Source organism: Pseudomonas sp. 18058 (assembly GCF_902706155.1).
GTDB lineage: Bacteria > Pseudomonadota > Gammaproteobacteria > Pseudomonadales > Pseudomonadaceae > Aquipseudomonas > Aquipseudomonas rustica.
In genome coordinates, this window is sequence record NZ_CACSJY010000030.1 from 22397 (window position 1) to 38344 (window position 15948).

Annotated in this window: 11 protein-coding genes; all 11 read right to left on the reverse strand. The window is 61.9% G+C overall.

The window, feature by feature from the left end:
* Positions 1-8: 8 nt before the first annotated feature.
* The 11 genes from tssI to tssH all read right to left on the reverse strand — a co-directional run bounded on the left by tssI (position 9) and on the right by tssH (position 15948).
* Positions 9-2045, reverse strand: a complete 2037-nt coding sequence (gene tssI / locus GVL50_RS17205) for a type VI secretion system tip protein VgrG (RefSeq protein ID WP_159814424.1) — start codon at positions 2043-2045, stop codon at positions 9-11.
* Between the two features lie 28 nt (positions 2046-2073).
* Positions 2074-3075 (reverse strand): serine/threonine-protein kinase, encoded by a 1002-nt coding sequence (locus GVL50_RS17210; protein ID WP_159814426.1) that lies wholly within the window; start codon positions 3073-3075, stop codon positions 2074-2076.
* Positions 3072-3800, reverse strand: a complete 729-nt coding sequence (locus tag GVL50_RS17215; RefSeq protein WP_053125079.1) for a PP2C family serine/threonine-protein phosphatase — start codon at positions 3798-3800, stop codon at positions 3072-3074. Before GVL50_RS17215 ends, GVL50_RS17210 begins: the two co-directional genes overlap by 4 nt.
* Positions 3800-7339, reverse strand: coding sequence for a type VI secretion system membrane subunit TssM (gene tssM / locus GVL50_RS17220; protein ID WP_159814428.1), 3540 nt, complete (start codon positions 7337-7339; stop codon positions 3800-3802). Before tssM ends, GVL50_RS17215 begins: the two co-directional genes overlap by 1 nt.
* Positions 7340-7352: 13 nt before the next feature.
* Positions 7353-8228 carry a type IVB secretion system protein IcmH/DotU gene (icmH, locus tag GVL50_RS17225; protein ID WP_053125083.1) on the reverse strand — a complete coding sequence of 292 codons (876 nt, stop codon included), beginning with the start codon at positions 8226-8228 and terminating at the stop codon, positions 7353-7355.
* 5 nt (positions 8229-8233) lie between these two features.
* Positions 8234-9565, reverse strand: a complete 1332-nt coding sequence (tssK, locus tag GVL50_RS17230; protein ID WP_053125085.1) for a type VI secretion system baseplate subunit TssK — start codon at positions 9563-9565, stop codon at positions 8234-8236.
* Between the two features lie 2 nt (positions 9566-9567).
* Complete coding sequence (tssJ, locus tag GVL50_RS17235) at positions 9568-10068, reverse strand: type VI secretion system lipoprotein TssJ (RefSeq protein ID WP_053125087.1); 501 nt, start codon at positions 10066-10068, stop codon at positions 9568-9570.
* 5 nt (positions 10069-10073) lie between these two features.
* Entirely contained in the window at positions 10074-11270 is a 1197-nt protein-coding gene (tagH, locus tag GVL50_RS17240) for a type VI secretion system-associated FHA domain protein TagH (protein WP_159814430.1), read from the reverse strand.
* A gap of 18 nt (positions 11271-11288) precedes the next feature.
* Positions 11289-11429 (reverse strand): hypothetical protein, encoded by a 141-nt coding sequence (locus tag GVL50_RS17245; protein WP_053125091.1) that lies wholly within the window; start codon positions 11427-11429, stop codon positions 11289-11291.
* Positions 11430-11759: 330 nt separating this feature from the next.
* The gene (locus GVL50_RS17255; RefSeq protein WP_053125093.1) at positions 11760-13280 is read right to left on the reverse strand and encodes a sigma-54-dependent Fis family transcriptional regulator; all 1521 of its coding nucleotides are present in this window, start codon (positions 13278-13280) and stop codon (positions 11760-11762) included.
* A 10-nt stretch (positions 13281-13290) separates the two neighbouring features.
* Entirely contained in the window at positions 13291-15948 is a 2658-nt protein-coding gene (gene tssH, locus GVL50_RS17260) for a type VI secretion system ATPase TssH (protein ID WP_159814435.1), read from the reverse strand.

Sequence of the window (15948 nt, forward strand, 5' to 3'; positions counted from 1 at the left end):
CGAACTCATCACTCAGAAAACACAAAAAAAGCTTTCGGCTTAACCTTCTCAGGCGGTGCATTCAACAACGCCTGATCCATCAAACTCCCCGCCTTATCCATATCCGCCGCCCCCGGCAGAACCGGCGGTTTAATCCCGATCCCTGTACCGGAGCCAGCCGAGCCACCCGCATTGATTTTGATCACCGGCCCAACCACCGTCACGCCGCCCGCATCCAGCTTGATAAAACTCCCCCCACCCAGAATCGTCAGCTCCGATCCCGCCTCGATCACAATCTTGTCACCCGCCTTCAGGTGGATCTCATTCCCGACACTGGTCAGCTGCGCCGTACCCAGTTTGACGTGCTGGCTCTGCCCCACCGTCAGGTGATCGTCAGCCTTCGCTTCAATCTTGCGATCAGCGATCGTGGTGCGGTGTTCTTCAGCTTTCAGCTCGGTGTAGGTGTTCTTCTCAACCGTGTCGTGACGTTCATTCCCGACCCGAATCTTCTGATCGTGCTCAACGTTCTCATCCCAATCACGCTGCGCATGAATGTAGATCTGCTCCGCACCTTTCTTGTCTTCGATGCGCAGTTCGTTGTACCCCGCGCCTCCAGGTGAGCTAAGCGTTTTGAACACACTGCGAGTCTTGTTCGCCGGCAGTGCATACGGCACCGGGTTTTCCTTGTGATAAAGGCAACCGGTCACCAGTGGTTGGTCGGGGTCGCCTTCGAGGAAGGTGACGAGGACTTCCATGCCGATGCGCGGGATGCTTATTGCACCGTAGCGGTCGCCGGCCCAGGAGCTGGAGACGCGCAGCCAGCAGCTGGTTTTGTCGTCGGCGAGGCCTTCGCGATCCCAGTGGAATTGCACTTTGATGCGGCCGTATTGATCGCAGTGGATTTCTTCGCCTTTGGGGCCGGTGACCATGGCGGTCTGGCTGCCGAGTACGCGCGGTTTCGGGTGTTCGAGAGCCGGGCGGTAGAACACGTCCCACGGGGTGGCGAGGAAGGTGTTGCGGTAGCCCTGATGGAAGTCGTCCTTGTTATTGGTGGTGTCGCTGGTCACGCCTTCTTCGAGGACTTGCGGCTGTTTGCCTTCGTGGACGATTTCGGTGAGCAGCCACAGGTCGTTCCATTCGCTACGCGGGTGGTCGGACATTTCCATGAAGTGGCCGCTGACCAGTTTGGTCTGGTCGCCACGCCCTTCGGCCTGACGGTAGTCGGCGCGGTGGCGTTCGAGGGCGCGCTGGCTGAGGAACTTGCCGCGCGCGCGGTCGAGGAAACGGCCGGGGTAGTCGTAGTCTTCCAGATCCGGTTCCGTGCTCTCGCCATCCGGTTTGTAGGCGGCTTCCATTTGCAGGCGCGGTTTTTCGAAGTCGTAGTCGCGGCGCATGGTGCGTGTGGTGCGGGTTTCCAGGCGCAGTTTGAAACCTTTGATCACCGGCTCGTCGGCGACCATGCCGCTGCCTTGCACGTACGCGGTCGGCTGGCCGAGGTTCTGGAACACGGTCTGGTCATCGCCAAACACCAGCAGGTGGGCTTTTTCGCTGTGCTGAAAGTGGTAGTGAATGCCTTCCTCTTCGCACAGGCGCTGGACGAAATGCAGGTCGGTTTCGTCGTACTGCACGCAGTAGTCGCGATCCGGGCACGGCTGGCTGAGCTGGAAGCTGTAGGCGTTGCCCTTGATGCCGTGTTCGTCGAGGATCAACGCGATGATTTTCGGCGCCGACATCTGCTGGTAGATGCGCTGGTTGGTGCGGTGATGCAGGTATTGCAGTTGCGGCACGATGGAGATTTTGTAGCGCGTCAGGCGCTTGCCGGCATCGCCTTGAGCGACGCGATAAATCTGCCCATGAATGCCGGAGCCCTGCGGATCGAACGCGAGAAAGGCCTGCTTGTGCAGGAGTTTTTCCAGATCCAGATCGGGGTTTTCGCTGACCAGTTCGAGGTCGAAACGATACGGCTGGCTGACGCCTTCGGTGCCGGTGAACGACAGCACTTGCAGGTCGCCGACATAGTCTTCCACCGTCAGGCTGAAGTGGGTCTCGTTAGCTGAGTTGAACATTGTGTGCTCCCTGTTCGAATGTCATCCGTTACGCCCGAAAACGCAGGCGTTGCCGCCAGGACGAAGTGGCGCTCATGGCGTCACGCAATTGGCCGGCAGTGATGCTGCGTTCTGCCGCATTGAAGCTCAGCGCTTTGCGCAGCGCGGGCCAGCAGTGTTTCGGTAGGTTTTTCGGCGCGTGCAGCTCGCGCTCCAGGTGTTCGTCGCGGGCCAGGGTCGAGGCCACGCGGCGGAACGGCGGCTTGCCGCCCGCCAGTTCGTAAATCACGCAGGCCACGCCGTACACGTCCGCGCCGGCCGACAACGGTTGGCCTTCAAGCAGTTCGGGGGCGGCGTAGCCCGGTGTCCAGGCGTTAAAACGTTCACGGCTCAGATGCGGCAGGCCGGGCAGCACACCCTCCTCCGCTTGACCGAGGCCGAAGTCGAAGAGGCGCAGGCCGTCTTCGCTGAGCATGACGTTGCTCGGTTTCAGATCACCGTGCAGCACGCCGCGACCGTGGGCATACGCCAACGTGTCGAGCAGCGGCAGGACGATGTCGCGCAGTTCTTTCCACGGCAGGCCGAGGGGCCGCTCGCAGAGCAATTTGTCCAGGGTCAGGCCACGCATGTATTCCATGGTGATAAAGGCCCGCTGGCAGTCGGTGTCGACTTCAAAAGTGTGTGCACGCACGACGTTGTCGTGGCGCAGGCGTCGGGTCAGGGCGAACTCGCTGTAGAGCAAGGCACTGGCGTCCGGCGATTCGGCAAATTCTTCGCTGAGGATTTTCAGCGCAACGTAAGGGTCGGGATCGCCAAACTGTTCGTGCAGCAGATCCCGCGCCCGGTAAACCGCGCCCATGCCACCAGCCCCGAGCAGCCGCTCGAGGCGGTAGCGACCGGCCAACACATCGGGCAGCACACCGATGCTGGCCTTTTTAGGGGCCAGCGCAGGCTCGGCATTGTGCGACTTGGCGAAGGCGAAGTAGGTCAGGTTGCTGGCCTGTTCTTCGCTGATCAACAGGTCATCGATTGGCGATTCGATTTCACTCATTGGCGGATCACCACGGCAGTCAGGTTGTCCCGCGCGGAGCCCCGCAGGGCGCCGTCGAACAAACGTTCCAGCGCCACGTGCGGCGCGCTGAGACTGAGGGCGTTGCCGAGGGCATCGCTGCTCAGGCCTTGGTACAAACCATCGCTGCAAAGCAAAAACGCATCGCCCGGATAGACCTCGAGTTCGAGGACATCCAGGGTCAGTTGTTCGGCCGCGCCGACGGCTCGGGTCAAGGCATGAGCCGCCGGGTGCGCCGCCGCTTGATCAACGCTCATTTTCTGTTCGTCGATCAGTTGCTGTTGCAGCGAATGGTCTTTGGACAGCTGATACAGACGCTGCCCGCGCCACAGATAACAACGGCTGTCGCCGGCCCAGATGCAGGCCGCGCGATTGCCTTCCACCAGCAGCGCCACGACGGTGCTGCCCATGACGCTGTCGTGACGGCCGGCGGTGACGGTCAACTCCTGCCCTAAACGCCGGTTCACCCAATGCAGGCACTGGCGAATGGCTTTGAGGCGTTCGTCGAAGTCGTCGTGTTGCGGCAGTTCAGCCAGGCTGGCGACGATCAACTGGCTGGCGATGTCGCCACCCTGATGACCGCCCATGCCGTCCGCGACCACCCACAGCCCCTGCTGTGGTGAGTCGAGGAAGGCATCTTCGTTGCGCGCCCGCACCTTGCCCGGGTCGGTACGCGCCGCGCTGCGCCAGGCACTGGCCACGAGCATCAGAGCTGCACCGGCATACGGAAGGTGCGCAGTACGCCCATGTCGAACGGGTTCGGCGAGCGTTGGCTGGTCAGCAGGTAGTTGGCGCGCAGGCCACCCACGTCAGCTTTCAGCACCAGCACGTCGCGACCGTTGAGGTACTCGGTCTGCATCAGATCAAACAGACGGAACAGCGACCACGGGCCGGAGTTTTTCTCGATGCCGATCGGACGCCCCGACATCTTGTCCATCACCAGACTGGTGCGACCGTCTTCAGCATCGGTTGGCCATTTGAACGACACCGGCACAATCGGGCCGTGACGGTATTCGATGGTCTTGTCGCCGAACTTGAACTCGGAACGGCTGACCGCCGGATCGAGGGTGTACGGCTCGAGTTTGAACTGCACGGTCGGCTCGGCCGGGTTGATCGAGAAGAAGCTCTTGCGAATGGTCAGTGCGGCGGCCATTTGATCGAGGTAAACCTTGGACACCGGCAGGCTGTGGCCATCGACGCTACGCATGCGGTAGTTGCCCGGATCGCCACTGACGAACGGACGCATGTAGTTGTCGAAGAAACGGTCAGCGATGCCTTGATCCTTGAAGAACTCGCGGAAGTCGGCGATCGCCACGTCGCTGGTGCTGGTAGCGCTGAACGGATAACGCTTGCTGATGGTTTTGCCATACACGCTGTACAGCTCGTTTTGATAACGGCCGTTCATGTATTGGTACGCATCGTTCAGCACCAGACGCCACGAGTCTTCGGCCAGCACGTTGAACCACACGCTCAGCGGACGCGGCAGACGACCGGACGCATTGCGCAGGTTGGTCAGCGCATCACGCTGGCCGCTCATGCGGGTTTTCGCCAGTTCGAACGCGGCTTGTTCCGGCGAACTGGAACGGGCCAGGCTGGCCAGTTGCAGTTGCAGGTCGTTGAGCGCGTTGAGCGCCGGCGTCAGGTCAGCGGCCGGGCCGTTGTTGTCATCGAGCAAACGATGCAGCGGCTCGAAGCGACGTTGCAGCGACTTCTTCGCGGTGTCCGGCAGGTTCTTCGCAACGGTCAGGGCCGAAGCCTTGTCTGCTGCGGCGGCCGCCAGTTTACCGACCTTGCCCAGTTTGCCTTTCTGCTCGGCCAGCGCATCAGCCGCATCGGCGGCTTGATCCACCGGGTCAGCAACAGCCTGGAAGCGGGTGTTCTCGCGCACTTCCGTGAGCAAGGCGAGCACCGGCGAGTTGGCCGAGGTCAGGCCCGCCAGTTGCTCGGCGCCTTCACCGGCGTCGTTGATCGGCGGCAGTGCCACCTGGCCAACGGCTTCGCTCCAGTAGTTGGCGTAGTCACGGAAATACAACTGCTCAAGCTCGACCATCAGACGACGCAAGTCCATGTCGCTGATGCCCGCGCCTTCGCCCAGCACCCAGTTGTCACGCAGGATGTCGGTGACCAGAGTCGCGCCTTGCACCGAGAAATACTGCTGATAACCCACTTGGGTGTAGAAGCCCGGAATCACGTAATCAGTGCCGATAAACAACGAGCCTTGTGGGCCGAGGTGTTGGCTGAAACGGTATTCCGGCAGGTTACGCGCCTGCTCGCGGAGCATGCGATACACGACGTTGGCCAGCGATTCGCTGCGCAATACCTGCCGCGCCTGCGCGACCAACTGGTCGTTAAGCGGATAGATAAAAGGCTGCTTGAGCAGGCGTTCGAGGTGAGTATTCAGACCGTTCTGCACCGCGGTGTTGCCGGTGTAGCGCTGCGACCAGTCAGTGGCGATCCAGTCCTTGAGCCACGCCGCGTCGCGACGATCCTTCATGTTCAGCATCAGGTACGCGCGCAGGCTGTTCAGCAGCTTTTCGCGATCCTGCAGGTTGGCGCGGATCTGCCCTTCGAGCTGCGAAGCAACCCGTGGCAGCAACTGCGCTTGCAGCTCACGCTCGTAGGCGTCGGCGACCGGCGGATTGACGTCTTCGCCCTGATACAGACCGCCACGCTCGTGGTACGACACGTCGCCCTTTTTCGGGAACACCTGGGTCGCGGCATAACTGGTGTCGAGGGTTTTCAGCACGCCCATCGCGTCATCTCGCGGGGTCAGTGCCGAACGTTGCTGCGTCCAGTTTTGCGCCAGCGTACGAAGGTTTTCCAGACGCTCGTAGTTGGCCGAGAAACCACCGGCCCAGAGCACGCCGAACAGCGCCAACGACGCCAGTGCGCCGATGTACAACGCACGCTGGCCCCAATGGATGCGGCTGCGTTCACGCTTGTCGAGACCGGCCAGATCGGCCTCGGGGAAGATCACACGGCTGAGCAAGTGGTGAATGAAGCGCGAACGACCGCTGCGCAGCGTCGGCAATACACCGGCGCTCATGCCCAGACTCGCGCCGATGCCGGCGGTGGTCGAATCCATTTCCTGGGTCAGGTGCGGTGCGCTGGTCAGGTAGAAACCACGCAGTTGCGTGGCACGCTGATAACGGTTGCCAGTGAACGCCATGTCGACGAACAGGCACAGGCGCTCGCCGATCTGCCCGAGTTGATGCGGGAAGTCGAGGATGCGGCCACGGCGCTGAGTATCGCGCTCGGAGTGCATGCGCATGATCACCTGGCTGTTGAGGCGACGCAGCAGCTCTTCGAATTCGTTGCGCAGTACCGCGACGTCGGTGCCGACCTGATCCTTGCGGAAACTGGTGCCGAGCACCTGATCGCTTTCTTCACGGCTCAGCTGATCGAAGAATTCGTCGAAGCCCAGCAGCTTGTCAGCCTTGCTCAGCACCAGATACACCGGCACGTCGACGTGCAGTTTCTGATGCACGTCTTGCAGACGGCCACGCACCTGACGCGCGAGGGTGTCGATGTCTTGCTCGCTACCGCCGAGCAGGGTTTCCACCGGAATGGTCACCAGCACACCATTCAACGGACGGCCACGGCGGCGCTTGCGCAGCAACTCGAGCAAGGTCGTCCAGGCGCTGCTGTCGACTTCGGCGTCAGGCTGCGTCAGGTAACGGCCGGCGGTGTCGATCAGCACACCGTGATCGGCGAAGTACCAGTCGCAATGACGGGTGCCGAGGGTGTCGCGGGTCAGCTTGCGGTCGATTTTGTTGATCGGGAATTCCAGACCGGAAAAGTCCAGCAGACTGGTCTTGCCGGAACCCTGCGGGCCGATCAGCAGATACCACGGCAAGTCACTGCGCCAGCGCTCGCTGCGGCCACGATAGAGGCTGGACGTCTTCAGGGTTTTCAGCGCGTCTTTGAAGCGCGCCTTCAACTCTTTCTGCTCTTCGTCGATCAACTCTTCACGGCGGATGCGATCCTGACCGTCTTCGCTTTCTTCTTCGGCTTTCTTGCGGATACCGGCGCGCCAGCTGACGAAGACCATGACCAGGCCCCAGATCAGGAACAGCACGGCAATGGTCAGCAGGCGGGAGGTCGGGCTCTCCCAGAACTTGTAGTCATCGACCGCCAACAACGGGCCGACGAACCACACCAACAGCGCCACGAACAGCACCAGCAGCAGAGTCCAGACCCAGGTCTGGCGCAGGAAGGCGCCGACTTTCTTGAAAAACTTTTTCATCACACGTCCCTGTTTACGGCTGCGACTGCGGTTGCACCGCGGCCGGATCAAGCGGCTGATAAGGTTGCAGAACGGTGTCGCGCTGCTCGCCCAGAACCCAGGCGAAGCCCGAATACATCACCACCAGACAGACCAGCGTGAACAACACCACCATCCACGCCGGCACGATGCGCACCAGACTGCGGCGCTGATCGTTGAGGCCTTCCCAGTGCGGCGACAACTCGCGCGGCACGTCGCCACGCAACTGACGAATCTGACGGTACAAGGCGTCGCGGATGCCTTCGAGTTCGAGCATGCCGCGTGCCTGTACGCGGTACTTGCCCTCGAAACCGAGGGACAGGCACAGATACATCAGCTCAAGCATCGGCAGGTGTTTGACCGGGTTTTTCGACAGCCGATCGAGCAGCTGGAAAAACTTCTCACCGCCGAAGGTTTCGTTGTGGAAGCTGCTGAGCAGGCTCATCTGCGACCACTCGCTCTCGTTGCCCCACGGAGTAGTCACGACGGCTTCGTCGACCACGGTGCAGAGCACGTAACGCGCGGCCATCACCTGACTGCTTTCGGCGCCGTTGTGCAGGGCGCGCACTTCAAACAACTTGAGCCCGGCGGTCAGGCGCTCGTTGAGCGCGTACAAGTCTTCGCGGCTTTCGCTGTGCTTGAGGCGCACCACTTCCGAGAGCAAATCGGAGGACGCCGCCACCAGCGAATTGAGGCTGATATTGAACGACTCTGCCGGGCGCAGGCGCGCGGCGTAGATCATCCGTTCTTCCAGTTGTTCGAAGCGCGGTGGCGCGGCGAAGTCGGTCAGCGGACTCGACGCCGGGCCGTGGCCCTGACGGTCGAGCAGGACGGTTTTGTCGTCCTGGTTGTGTTCCATGTCCTTGATCATGTCGGTCAGTTCCTGATGGCCCAGAATTTCAGTTCAAGCTCGGCGAATTCGCCGGACACGTGGAACGCGAAACCGCCGGAGCGTTCCAGTTGTGCCAGGTCTTCGGAACTGAGTTCGAGAATGAAATAGGTTTTGTTGGAGTGGAACGCGATCTGCCGCGGGGCCACCGGCAACGGTTTGACCTTGATCCCCGGCAAATGCAGGTTGACCAGTTGGCGGATGCGCTCCACCGGGCCGACCTTGAGGTGCGCCGGCAAGCGGTGGCGCAGTTCTTCGGAATCGCAGTTGGCACTCGCTGCCAGCACGAACGACGCGGTGCCGAGCAGTTTGTGGTCGTGCAACGGCGAAACGATGATGCCGTACTGACGCGCTTGCAGGATCAGTTCGATGGCGTGCTGTTCGAGCACCATCGACAGCACCTGACGAATCGCTTCCATCAGTTTGCGGAAGCTGCCGCCCTGATCGGCGTGGGAATAACGGCTGTCCAGACGCGGGCGTTTGCTCTCGCCGGAGAACGTCGCCAGATCACCGAGCATGGTCAGCAGCGTGCGGTACAACTCTTCCGGATGCACTTGCTCCAGACCGAGATAGTGACGCAGCAGCAGCTCGGTGCGGTTGATCAGTTGCAGCATCATGAAGTCGCCAACCTCAGCGCCGCCGACCTTGCCGTTGGAGCGAATCCGCTCGGCAATCGTGTCGCCACGGTGGTTGAGCATGCTGATGACTTCTTTCAGGCACGACAGCAGATAGCTGGACGCGTGAGCCTGAATGTAGGTCGGCACGAAATCCGGATCGAGGCTGATCACGCCGTCGGGCGTGGTGTCGAGCACGTCGCAGATTTTCAGCTTCACATACGCCTGATCGCTCTGCTGCTCGCCGAGCATCAGTTTGAAATCCGGGCGACCGCAGCTGACCTGACTGGCGGAATCGTCGCCGGCGTTGGAGTCAGCTACCTCAGCGTCGTACGCGGTGAAGCGCGCGAGCACGTCGGACTGCTCCGGACGGCGCGCCTCGATGTGGTTACCGGTGACCAGCGGCAGCGCCAGAAAAATCGGGGTGTTGCCGGTGTTCGGCGGTACGTCCAGCGCCAGCGGTTCGGTGTTGCCACCGAGCTCGAACAGGCTGCCGTCCGGAAGAATCCCCGAAGCCTGGCTGACCACCAGTTTGCCCATGTTGAGGAACTGCAGGTCGATCTCCAGATTGAGGAAACCCCAGGTGTAACTGCCCAGCAACTGGGTGCGGGTTTTCATCTGGTGATCGTAATAGCGATCGTTGTGCTGGAAGTGCTGCGGCCGCAGCAGCATGCCTTCCTGCCAAATGACTTTATGGGTATTCATGATCAGTTATCCGCCTTGGCGAGCGTTTCTTGGCTGTTGCGGATACCCGTCTGATCGAGGGTCAGATCAGCCTCGGTGAGTTCCTGCGGGGTGACCTGCACGGTGTAGCGCCACTCGGTTTCCGGCAGATCGCGGTAAGCGGCGAGCACGCCCACGTAACGGCTGCCCTCCTCCACGCTGAGCTTCAACTCGACGGTTTCACCCGGGCGAAGTTCGAGTTCTTCGGTGGCCACCAGATCCGGGTTGAGGGATTCCTTGGCGCGCTCGTAGAGGCTGAAGAAGTCAGCGTTTTCGAAGGTCACCGGGTGTTTGAGTTCGAACAGGCGCACCACGATCGGCGAAGGACGGCCGTTGAGATCGGGGTTCAACTGATCGCTGCCAGTCAGTTTCAGGTTGACCTTGGTCACGTTCGAATACGGCGATAGCGACGAGCAACCGGCGAGCAACGCCAGCAAAGTGAGCGCAGTCAGCGTCTGGAAAAAAGCGGTCGAGCGGCGAGACATGCGCATCATCCTTGGTGGTCGGTGTGGAGGGTGGAAATCAGGCGGATCTGTTCTTCGTAGGCCTGAGCGAAGTCGCGGGCCAACAGGCGCTCGCTCCAGTCATCGTCCTGACGCAGTGCCTGGTGATAACGGCCGAACGCTCTCCAGCGCCCACCCGATGTTGCGATCAGCGGCTTGTTGTCGCGCTCGAAACGCAGGGTCAATTGCTCCGGCGAGAAGTGCTCCAGCGTGCCGCGAACGGCGGCGCGGCTGGCGGTCAGCAGCGCCACTTGATGCGCCTGCAAATCACGGAACGCGCGGGAGATTGCTTGCTCGGCCGGCAGATGACCGGGTTTGCTTGGCTGCAACAGAATCTCCAGCGCTTCGCTCGGATCGACGGCGAATTTCAGCGGGTTCTTGTTGGTGCCCTGGACGATGGTCTGCGCCAGACGCAGCTCGTTTTTCAGCTCCGAGCGGGTGCGCAGGCTCTGTTGTAAACCGCCGACGCTCTGACGCAGCAAACGCGCGGCATTCAGTGCCAGCGCTTCGCGTTCGTCGTGGTTGAGGTTTTTGACGTCGACACCCAGCGCGGCGCCGAAGTGCTCCCAGAAACCTTCGCTTTGCCGTTCAACAGGCTTCGGCGCCGGCGCGGGTTCAGGCTCGACGGGGGCGGCGATCAGCTCCGGCACCATCAGGCTTTCCATGTCGATGCGCGCATAGTCGGCACGCTGACGGGAATCCTCGGGTTTGGCGGTCGGCGCCAGCAGTTCGTCGATTTCCGAGTACACGCGCTCTTGCTGTTCGATGGCATTGAGCGGGTCAAGGTCGAGGAACGCGTCGTCGGGAATGATGCTGCCCGCCGCGCGCGGACGGCCGGCTTCACCGTCGAACATGGCCGGGTCACGCACCAGTCGCGCACGAATCTCGAAGTCGCCCAGCACGTAGGTGCTGCCGTGCTCGATGCGCACCGGTTCGCCCTTGTGCAGACGCGCGCCGCTGCCGCCGTCCTGAATGCCGTTACTGCTGCTGTCGGTCAGGAAAAACGAGCCTTCGCGGTAGCTGACAATCGCGTGGTGATTGGACAGGTGACGCTTGCGGTCAGGGATGATCCAGTCGCAATCCTCGCCTCGCCCGATCACGCCGCCGGCCTGCTTGAAGGTCTTCTGGCACAACTCGGTGGGCACGAATTGCTTGGTGTTCAGCATTTCGAAAACCAATTCCATGTTTGCTGCTCCTTGCAATCACTTACCGCGATTGGCCGCTTGCGGATCACCCAGCGGGCGATAGTCGTTGTCGTTGAATTTGTAGTTGCCGCTACAGCCGCCAAGGCCGCATAGAACGACGAGGGTCAGCAGGACTGCGTGCCAGTGACGAACAGACATCAGAGGGTCTCCAGGGGTAGACAAAGCACAAAGCGCCGGCCCTTGCGGGCGGCGCCGTTATTAGCGAATTTGTTGGTTTGGGGGGCTCTAGATCGCAGCCTCCAGCCACTTTTGGGAGGAATGTTGATCCCCTGTGGTGAGGGGACTTGTCCCCGATGGGGTGCGCAGCGCCCCCATAACCTGCCAGCGCGATCTTTCAGTGAGACCGTATCTACCGGACTGCGGCTGCTGCGCAGCCGGACGGGGATAAATCCCCTCGCCACAGGGGAATCAACAGCCTTAAGGAATTCATTGGCCGTGGGAGTGCGGGACAAGGCGATCAATTTCTGCTCAACCATCGAAGTCACCCAAATTGATATTCAGGCGGCCGAGGCGGTATAGCAGCGTGCGGCGGGGCAGGCCCAGTTCGCGGGCGGCGAGGGTCTGGTTGCCGTCGTTTTTGCGCAGGCAGTTGAGCAACAACGTGCGCTCGACCTGCTCCAGGCGTTCGCGCAGATTCAGGCTGCTGTTGTCTTCGGGCATTGGCTCCATGCGCAGGGAGAAATGCTCGGCCAGCAACTCGCCGCCCTCGCACAACAGCACCGCGCGTTCGACCAGCGCTTTCAGTTCGCGGACGTTGCCGGGGAAGGTGTAACCCGCCAGATGCTCCAGCGCCGCGTCCGACCAGCGCACCGGATCTCGCTGCAAATACGCGCAGGCCTTTTCGGCGAAATGCCGCGCCAGGTCGAGGATGTCGCCTTCGCGCTGACGCAACGCCGGCAGCACAATCGGAAATTGCGCGAGGCGGTAGTACAAGTCCTCGCGGAATTTGCCTTCGCTGACCAGCACCGACAGATCGCGGTGAGTCGCGGCGATGATGCGCACGTCGATCTTGTGCGTGTCGTTGGAGCCCAGCGGACGAATCTCGCCTTCCTGCAACACGCGCAGTAATTTCGATTGCAGCGACAGCGGCATATCACCGATTTCATCGAGCAACAGCGTGCCGCCATTGGCCGCGTCGAACAGCCCGGCGCGGTCGCGATCGGCGCCGGTAAAGGCGCCTTTGCGATAGCCAAACAACTCGCTTTCCAGCAGGTTTTCAGGGAACGCCGCGCAGTTCTGCACGATGAACGCCTGCGAGCGACGCGGCCCGCAATCGTGAATCGCCCGCGCGACGACTTCCTTGCCGGTGCCGGTTTCGCCACGCAGCAGCACGGTGTACGGGCTGTGCAGGACTTTGCCGATCAGCGAGTAGGTCTGGCGCATCGCGGTGCTTTTGCCAATCAAGCCGTAACCGCTGATGCTCGGCACGCTGCGCGCCACCGGTGCCGATACATCGCGAGGCTGACGCAGACGCTGGAGCAAATGCAGTTGGCCGAGCACGAACGAGCCGAGTTGACCGAGCGAGTCGGCGAAACCTTGCAGGTCGGTGCGACGGCGGCTGGCGCAGAGCAGCAAGCCTTCGACAGCCTTGTGCTGATTGACCAGCGGCACGCACAACAGCGACTGCCACGGCGAGGCCACCGCCGGCAGAAAACTGGTTTCGTGCAGGCTGCCGCTCAAGTCGTCGAGGCACACCACGCGGTTCTGGCACAGGGCAAATTGCAGCAGTTGTTCACCGTTGTAATCCGCCGGCAGGCTCGCCGCTTCACGCGGTTGCAGGGCGCCGTCGAGGCATTCGGCGTTCATCCCCAGGCAGGTGTGGGTGGCGTCGAGCAGATACAACTGCGCCAGTTCGCAACCGCTCAACTCGGCCAAGCCGCGCACGAAGTCACCCAGCAGCGCAGCACCGTCCGCCGCGCGCGACAGACTGGCGAACTGCGCCAGCAACGCTTCGGCATACACCAGCGGCTGCGGCACTTGAGTGAACATCACGCCCACCTCAGGCGAACTCGCACGTCACACTGGCTTCGCCGTCGAGCGTGGCGTGCACGCGCTTCAGGCTTTCACCGGTGGCCATGGCGTCGAGCAGACGATCGGCCACCAGTGGCAGCACGTGTTGATCGAGCAGATGATCGATCAGGCGCGCACCGCTGTCGCTTTGCGTGCAGCGCTCGGACAGGTGATCGACGAGGTTCTGGCACCAGCTGAAATCCAGCTGACGACGGTTGAGGCGCTCGCCGAGACGACCGAGTTTGATCTCGATCAGCTCGCGCAATACCGGGCCGCCGACCGGGTAGTACGGCACCACTTTCATCCGCGCCAGCAGCGCCGGTTTGAAGTGCTTGCTGAGCACTGGGCGAATGGTTTCTTCGAGCACTTCGGCGGTCGGCCGTGCGCCGTTTTCGCAAAGGTCGCTGATGCGATCGCTGCCGAGGTTCGAGGTCATCAGGATCAACGTGTTGCGGAAGTCGATCTCGCGACCTTCGCCGTCGTTGGCCACGCCTTTGTCGAAGATTTGGTAGAACAGGTTGAGCACGTCCGGATCGGCCTTCTCGACTTCATCGAGCAGCACCACCGAGTACGGTTTCTGCCGCACGGCTTCGGTGAGCATGCCGCCCTCGCCGTAACCGACGTAGCCTGGCGGTGCGCCGATCAGGCGCGAGACGGTGTGCTTCTCCTGGAACTCGGACATGTTGATGGTGGTGATGAAACGGTCGCCGCCGTACAGCAGGTCAGCGAGGGCCAGCGCGGTTTCGGTTTTACCGACGCCGCTCGGGCCGACCAGCAGGAACACACCGACTGGCGCATCAGGTTTGTTCAGGCCGGCAGCGGTGGCGCGCATCGAGCGATCCAGTGCGTGCACGGCTTGTTCCTGACCGCGAATGCGCGTGCGCAGATCGGTGGCGAAACTGGCGACTTTGGCGTTGTGCTCGCGGGCCAGTTGCGCCAACGGCACGCCAGTCCAGGCGCTGATCACTTCGGCGACCAGACGCGGGCACACTTCGAAACTGACCAGACGTTCTTTGACCTGGGCGGCGGTCAGGGCGCTGTGGGTTTCGTTGAGCTGCGCTTCCAGCGCTTCGACGCTCTGGCCTTCTTCGACCTCGGCGACGAGGGTTTCGATGACGGTGCCTTCGGCGTCTTCTTCAACGCTGAGCACCGGTTCAACGGCAGCGGCTTCGCGGGCCTTGGCCAGTTGCTGACGCAGATCGAGCAGGCGCTCGGCCAAGGCTTTCTGTTCAGTCCACTGGGTTTCCAGTGCGACCATTTCGTCTTCGGCGTCGTTGAGACGTGCTTCCAAAGCCTCCAGCGCTTCGTGATCGATCAGCAGACCGGCCTCGGCGTCACGGCGCAGGGCCTGACGCTGACGGCCACCTTCAGCCAGTTCGCCACGTAGACGCTCCAGGCTTTCCGGGGCAGCGGCGAGGCTGATGCGTACGCGGGCGCAAGCGGTGTCGAGGACATCGACGGCTTTGTCCGGCAGTTGCCGACCGGCCAGGTAACGTGCGGACAATTCCGCCGCCGAAACCACCGCGTCATCACGCAGATAGATACCGTGGCTTTTCTCATAAACCTGGGCCAAACCACGGAGGATGGTCACCGCTTCGCTGACGGTCGGTTCGTGTAATTGCACCGGTTGGAAACGACGGGCCAGTGCCGGGTCTTTCTCGAAGTATTTCTTGTACTCGGCCCACGTGGTGGCGGCGATGGTGCGCAGTTCGCCACGGGCCAGTGCCGGTTTCAGCAGGTTGGCCGCATCGGAACCGCCAGCATTGCCGCCCGCGCCGATCAGCGTATGCGCTTCGTCGATAAACAGAATGATCGGTTTTGGCGAAGCTTTGACTTCGTCGATCACGCCTTTGAGGCGACGCTCGAACTCACCTTTGACGCTGGCGCCGGCCTGCAACAGGCCCATGTCCAGCGACAGCAGTTCAACGCCTTTGAGCACTTGCGGCACTTCACCGGCAGCGATGCGCGAGGCCAGACCTTCGACGATGGCAGTCTTGCCGACACCGGCCTCACCGACCACGATCGGGTTGTTCTTGCGGCGACGGGCGAGGATGTCGACCATCTGCCGAATCGCGCCGTCACGGCACAGCACCGGGTCGAGTTTACCGTCGCGGGCCTGTTGGGTCAGGTTGTGGGTGAAACGCTGCAACAGCGACTCGCCCTGCGCGGCCGGTTTGCCATTGGCCGCCGGCTGCTCCTGTTGCGACAGGGCAAATTCTTTCAGGCGATCAATGTTCAGCTTGGCGAGCAGCGGCTGATAACGGCTGCCGGCGTAACGCATCGGGTTGCGCAGCAGCGCGAGGATCAGCGCGGCGTCTTCAACCTGGGTCTGACCGAGTTCGAGGTTGGCCACCAGCAACGCATCTTGCAGCCACTGCACCAGTTCCGGGGCGAACACCGGGTTGCGCGAAGCGCTGTGCTCGACGCGCGATTGCAGCGCCGCGCTGAGTTCACCGGCGTCGACATCGGCGTCTTGCAACGCGCGGGCGAGCAAGCCGTTCGGACGTTCCAGCAGGCCGAGCATCAAGTCTTCGACAAGAATTTTGCTACCGCCACGGGCGACGCAACGCTCGGCCGAACGCTCCAGATCACGACGGGTTTCGGCGTCCAGCGCCTGGATGAGTTGTTGCAGGTCTACGTTGATCAT

Bases quoted from the DNA above. Each gene is read 5' to 3' on its own strand.
- tssI (WP_159814424.1), bottom strand. From the start codon at position 2,045: ATGTTCAACTCAGCTAACGAGACCCACTTCAGCCTGACGGTGGAAGAC.
- GVL50_RS17210 (WP_159814426.1), bottom strand. From the start codon at position 3,075: ATGAGTGAAATCGAATCGCCAATCGATGACCTGTTGATCAGCGAAGAA.
- GVL50_RS17215 (WP_053125079.1), bottom strand. From the start codon at position 3,800: ATGCTCGTGGCCAGTGCCTGGCGCAGCGCGGCGCGTACCGACCCGGGC.
- tssM (WP_159814428.1), bottom strand. From the start codon at position 7,339: ATGAAAAAGTTTTTCAAGAAAGTCGGCGCCTTCCTGCGCCAGACCTGG.
- icmH (WP_053125083.1), bottom strand. From the start codon at position 8,228: ATGATCAAGGACATGGAACACAACCAGGACGACAAAACCGTCCTGCTC.
- tssK (WP_053125085.1), bottom strand. From the start codon at position 9,565: ATGAATACCCATAAAGTCATTTGGCAGGAAGGCATGCTGCTGCGGCCG.
- tssJ (WP_053125087.1), bottom strand. From the start codon at position 10,068: ATGTCTCGCCGCTCGACCGCTTTTTTCCAGACGCTGACTGCGCTCACT.
- tagH (WP_159814430.1), bottom strand. From the start codon at position 11,270: ATGGAATTGGTTTTCGAAATGCTGAACACCAAGCAATTCGTGCCCACC.
- GVL50_RS17245 (WP_053125091.1), bottom strand. From the start codon at position 11,429: ATGTCTGTTCGTCACTGGCACGCAGTCCTGCTGACCCTCGTCGTTCTA.
- GVL50_RS17255 (WP_053125093.1), bottom strand. From the start codon at position 13,280: ATGTTCACTCAAGTGCCGCAGCCGCTGGTGTATGCCGAAGCGTTGCTG.
- tssH (WP_159814435.1), bottom strand. From the start codon at position 15,948: ATGATCAACGTAGACCTGCAACAACTCATCCAGGCGCTGGACGCCGAA.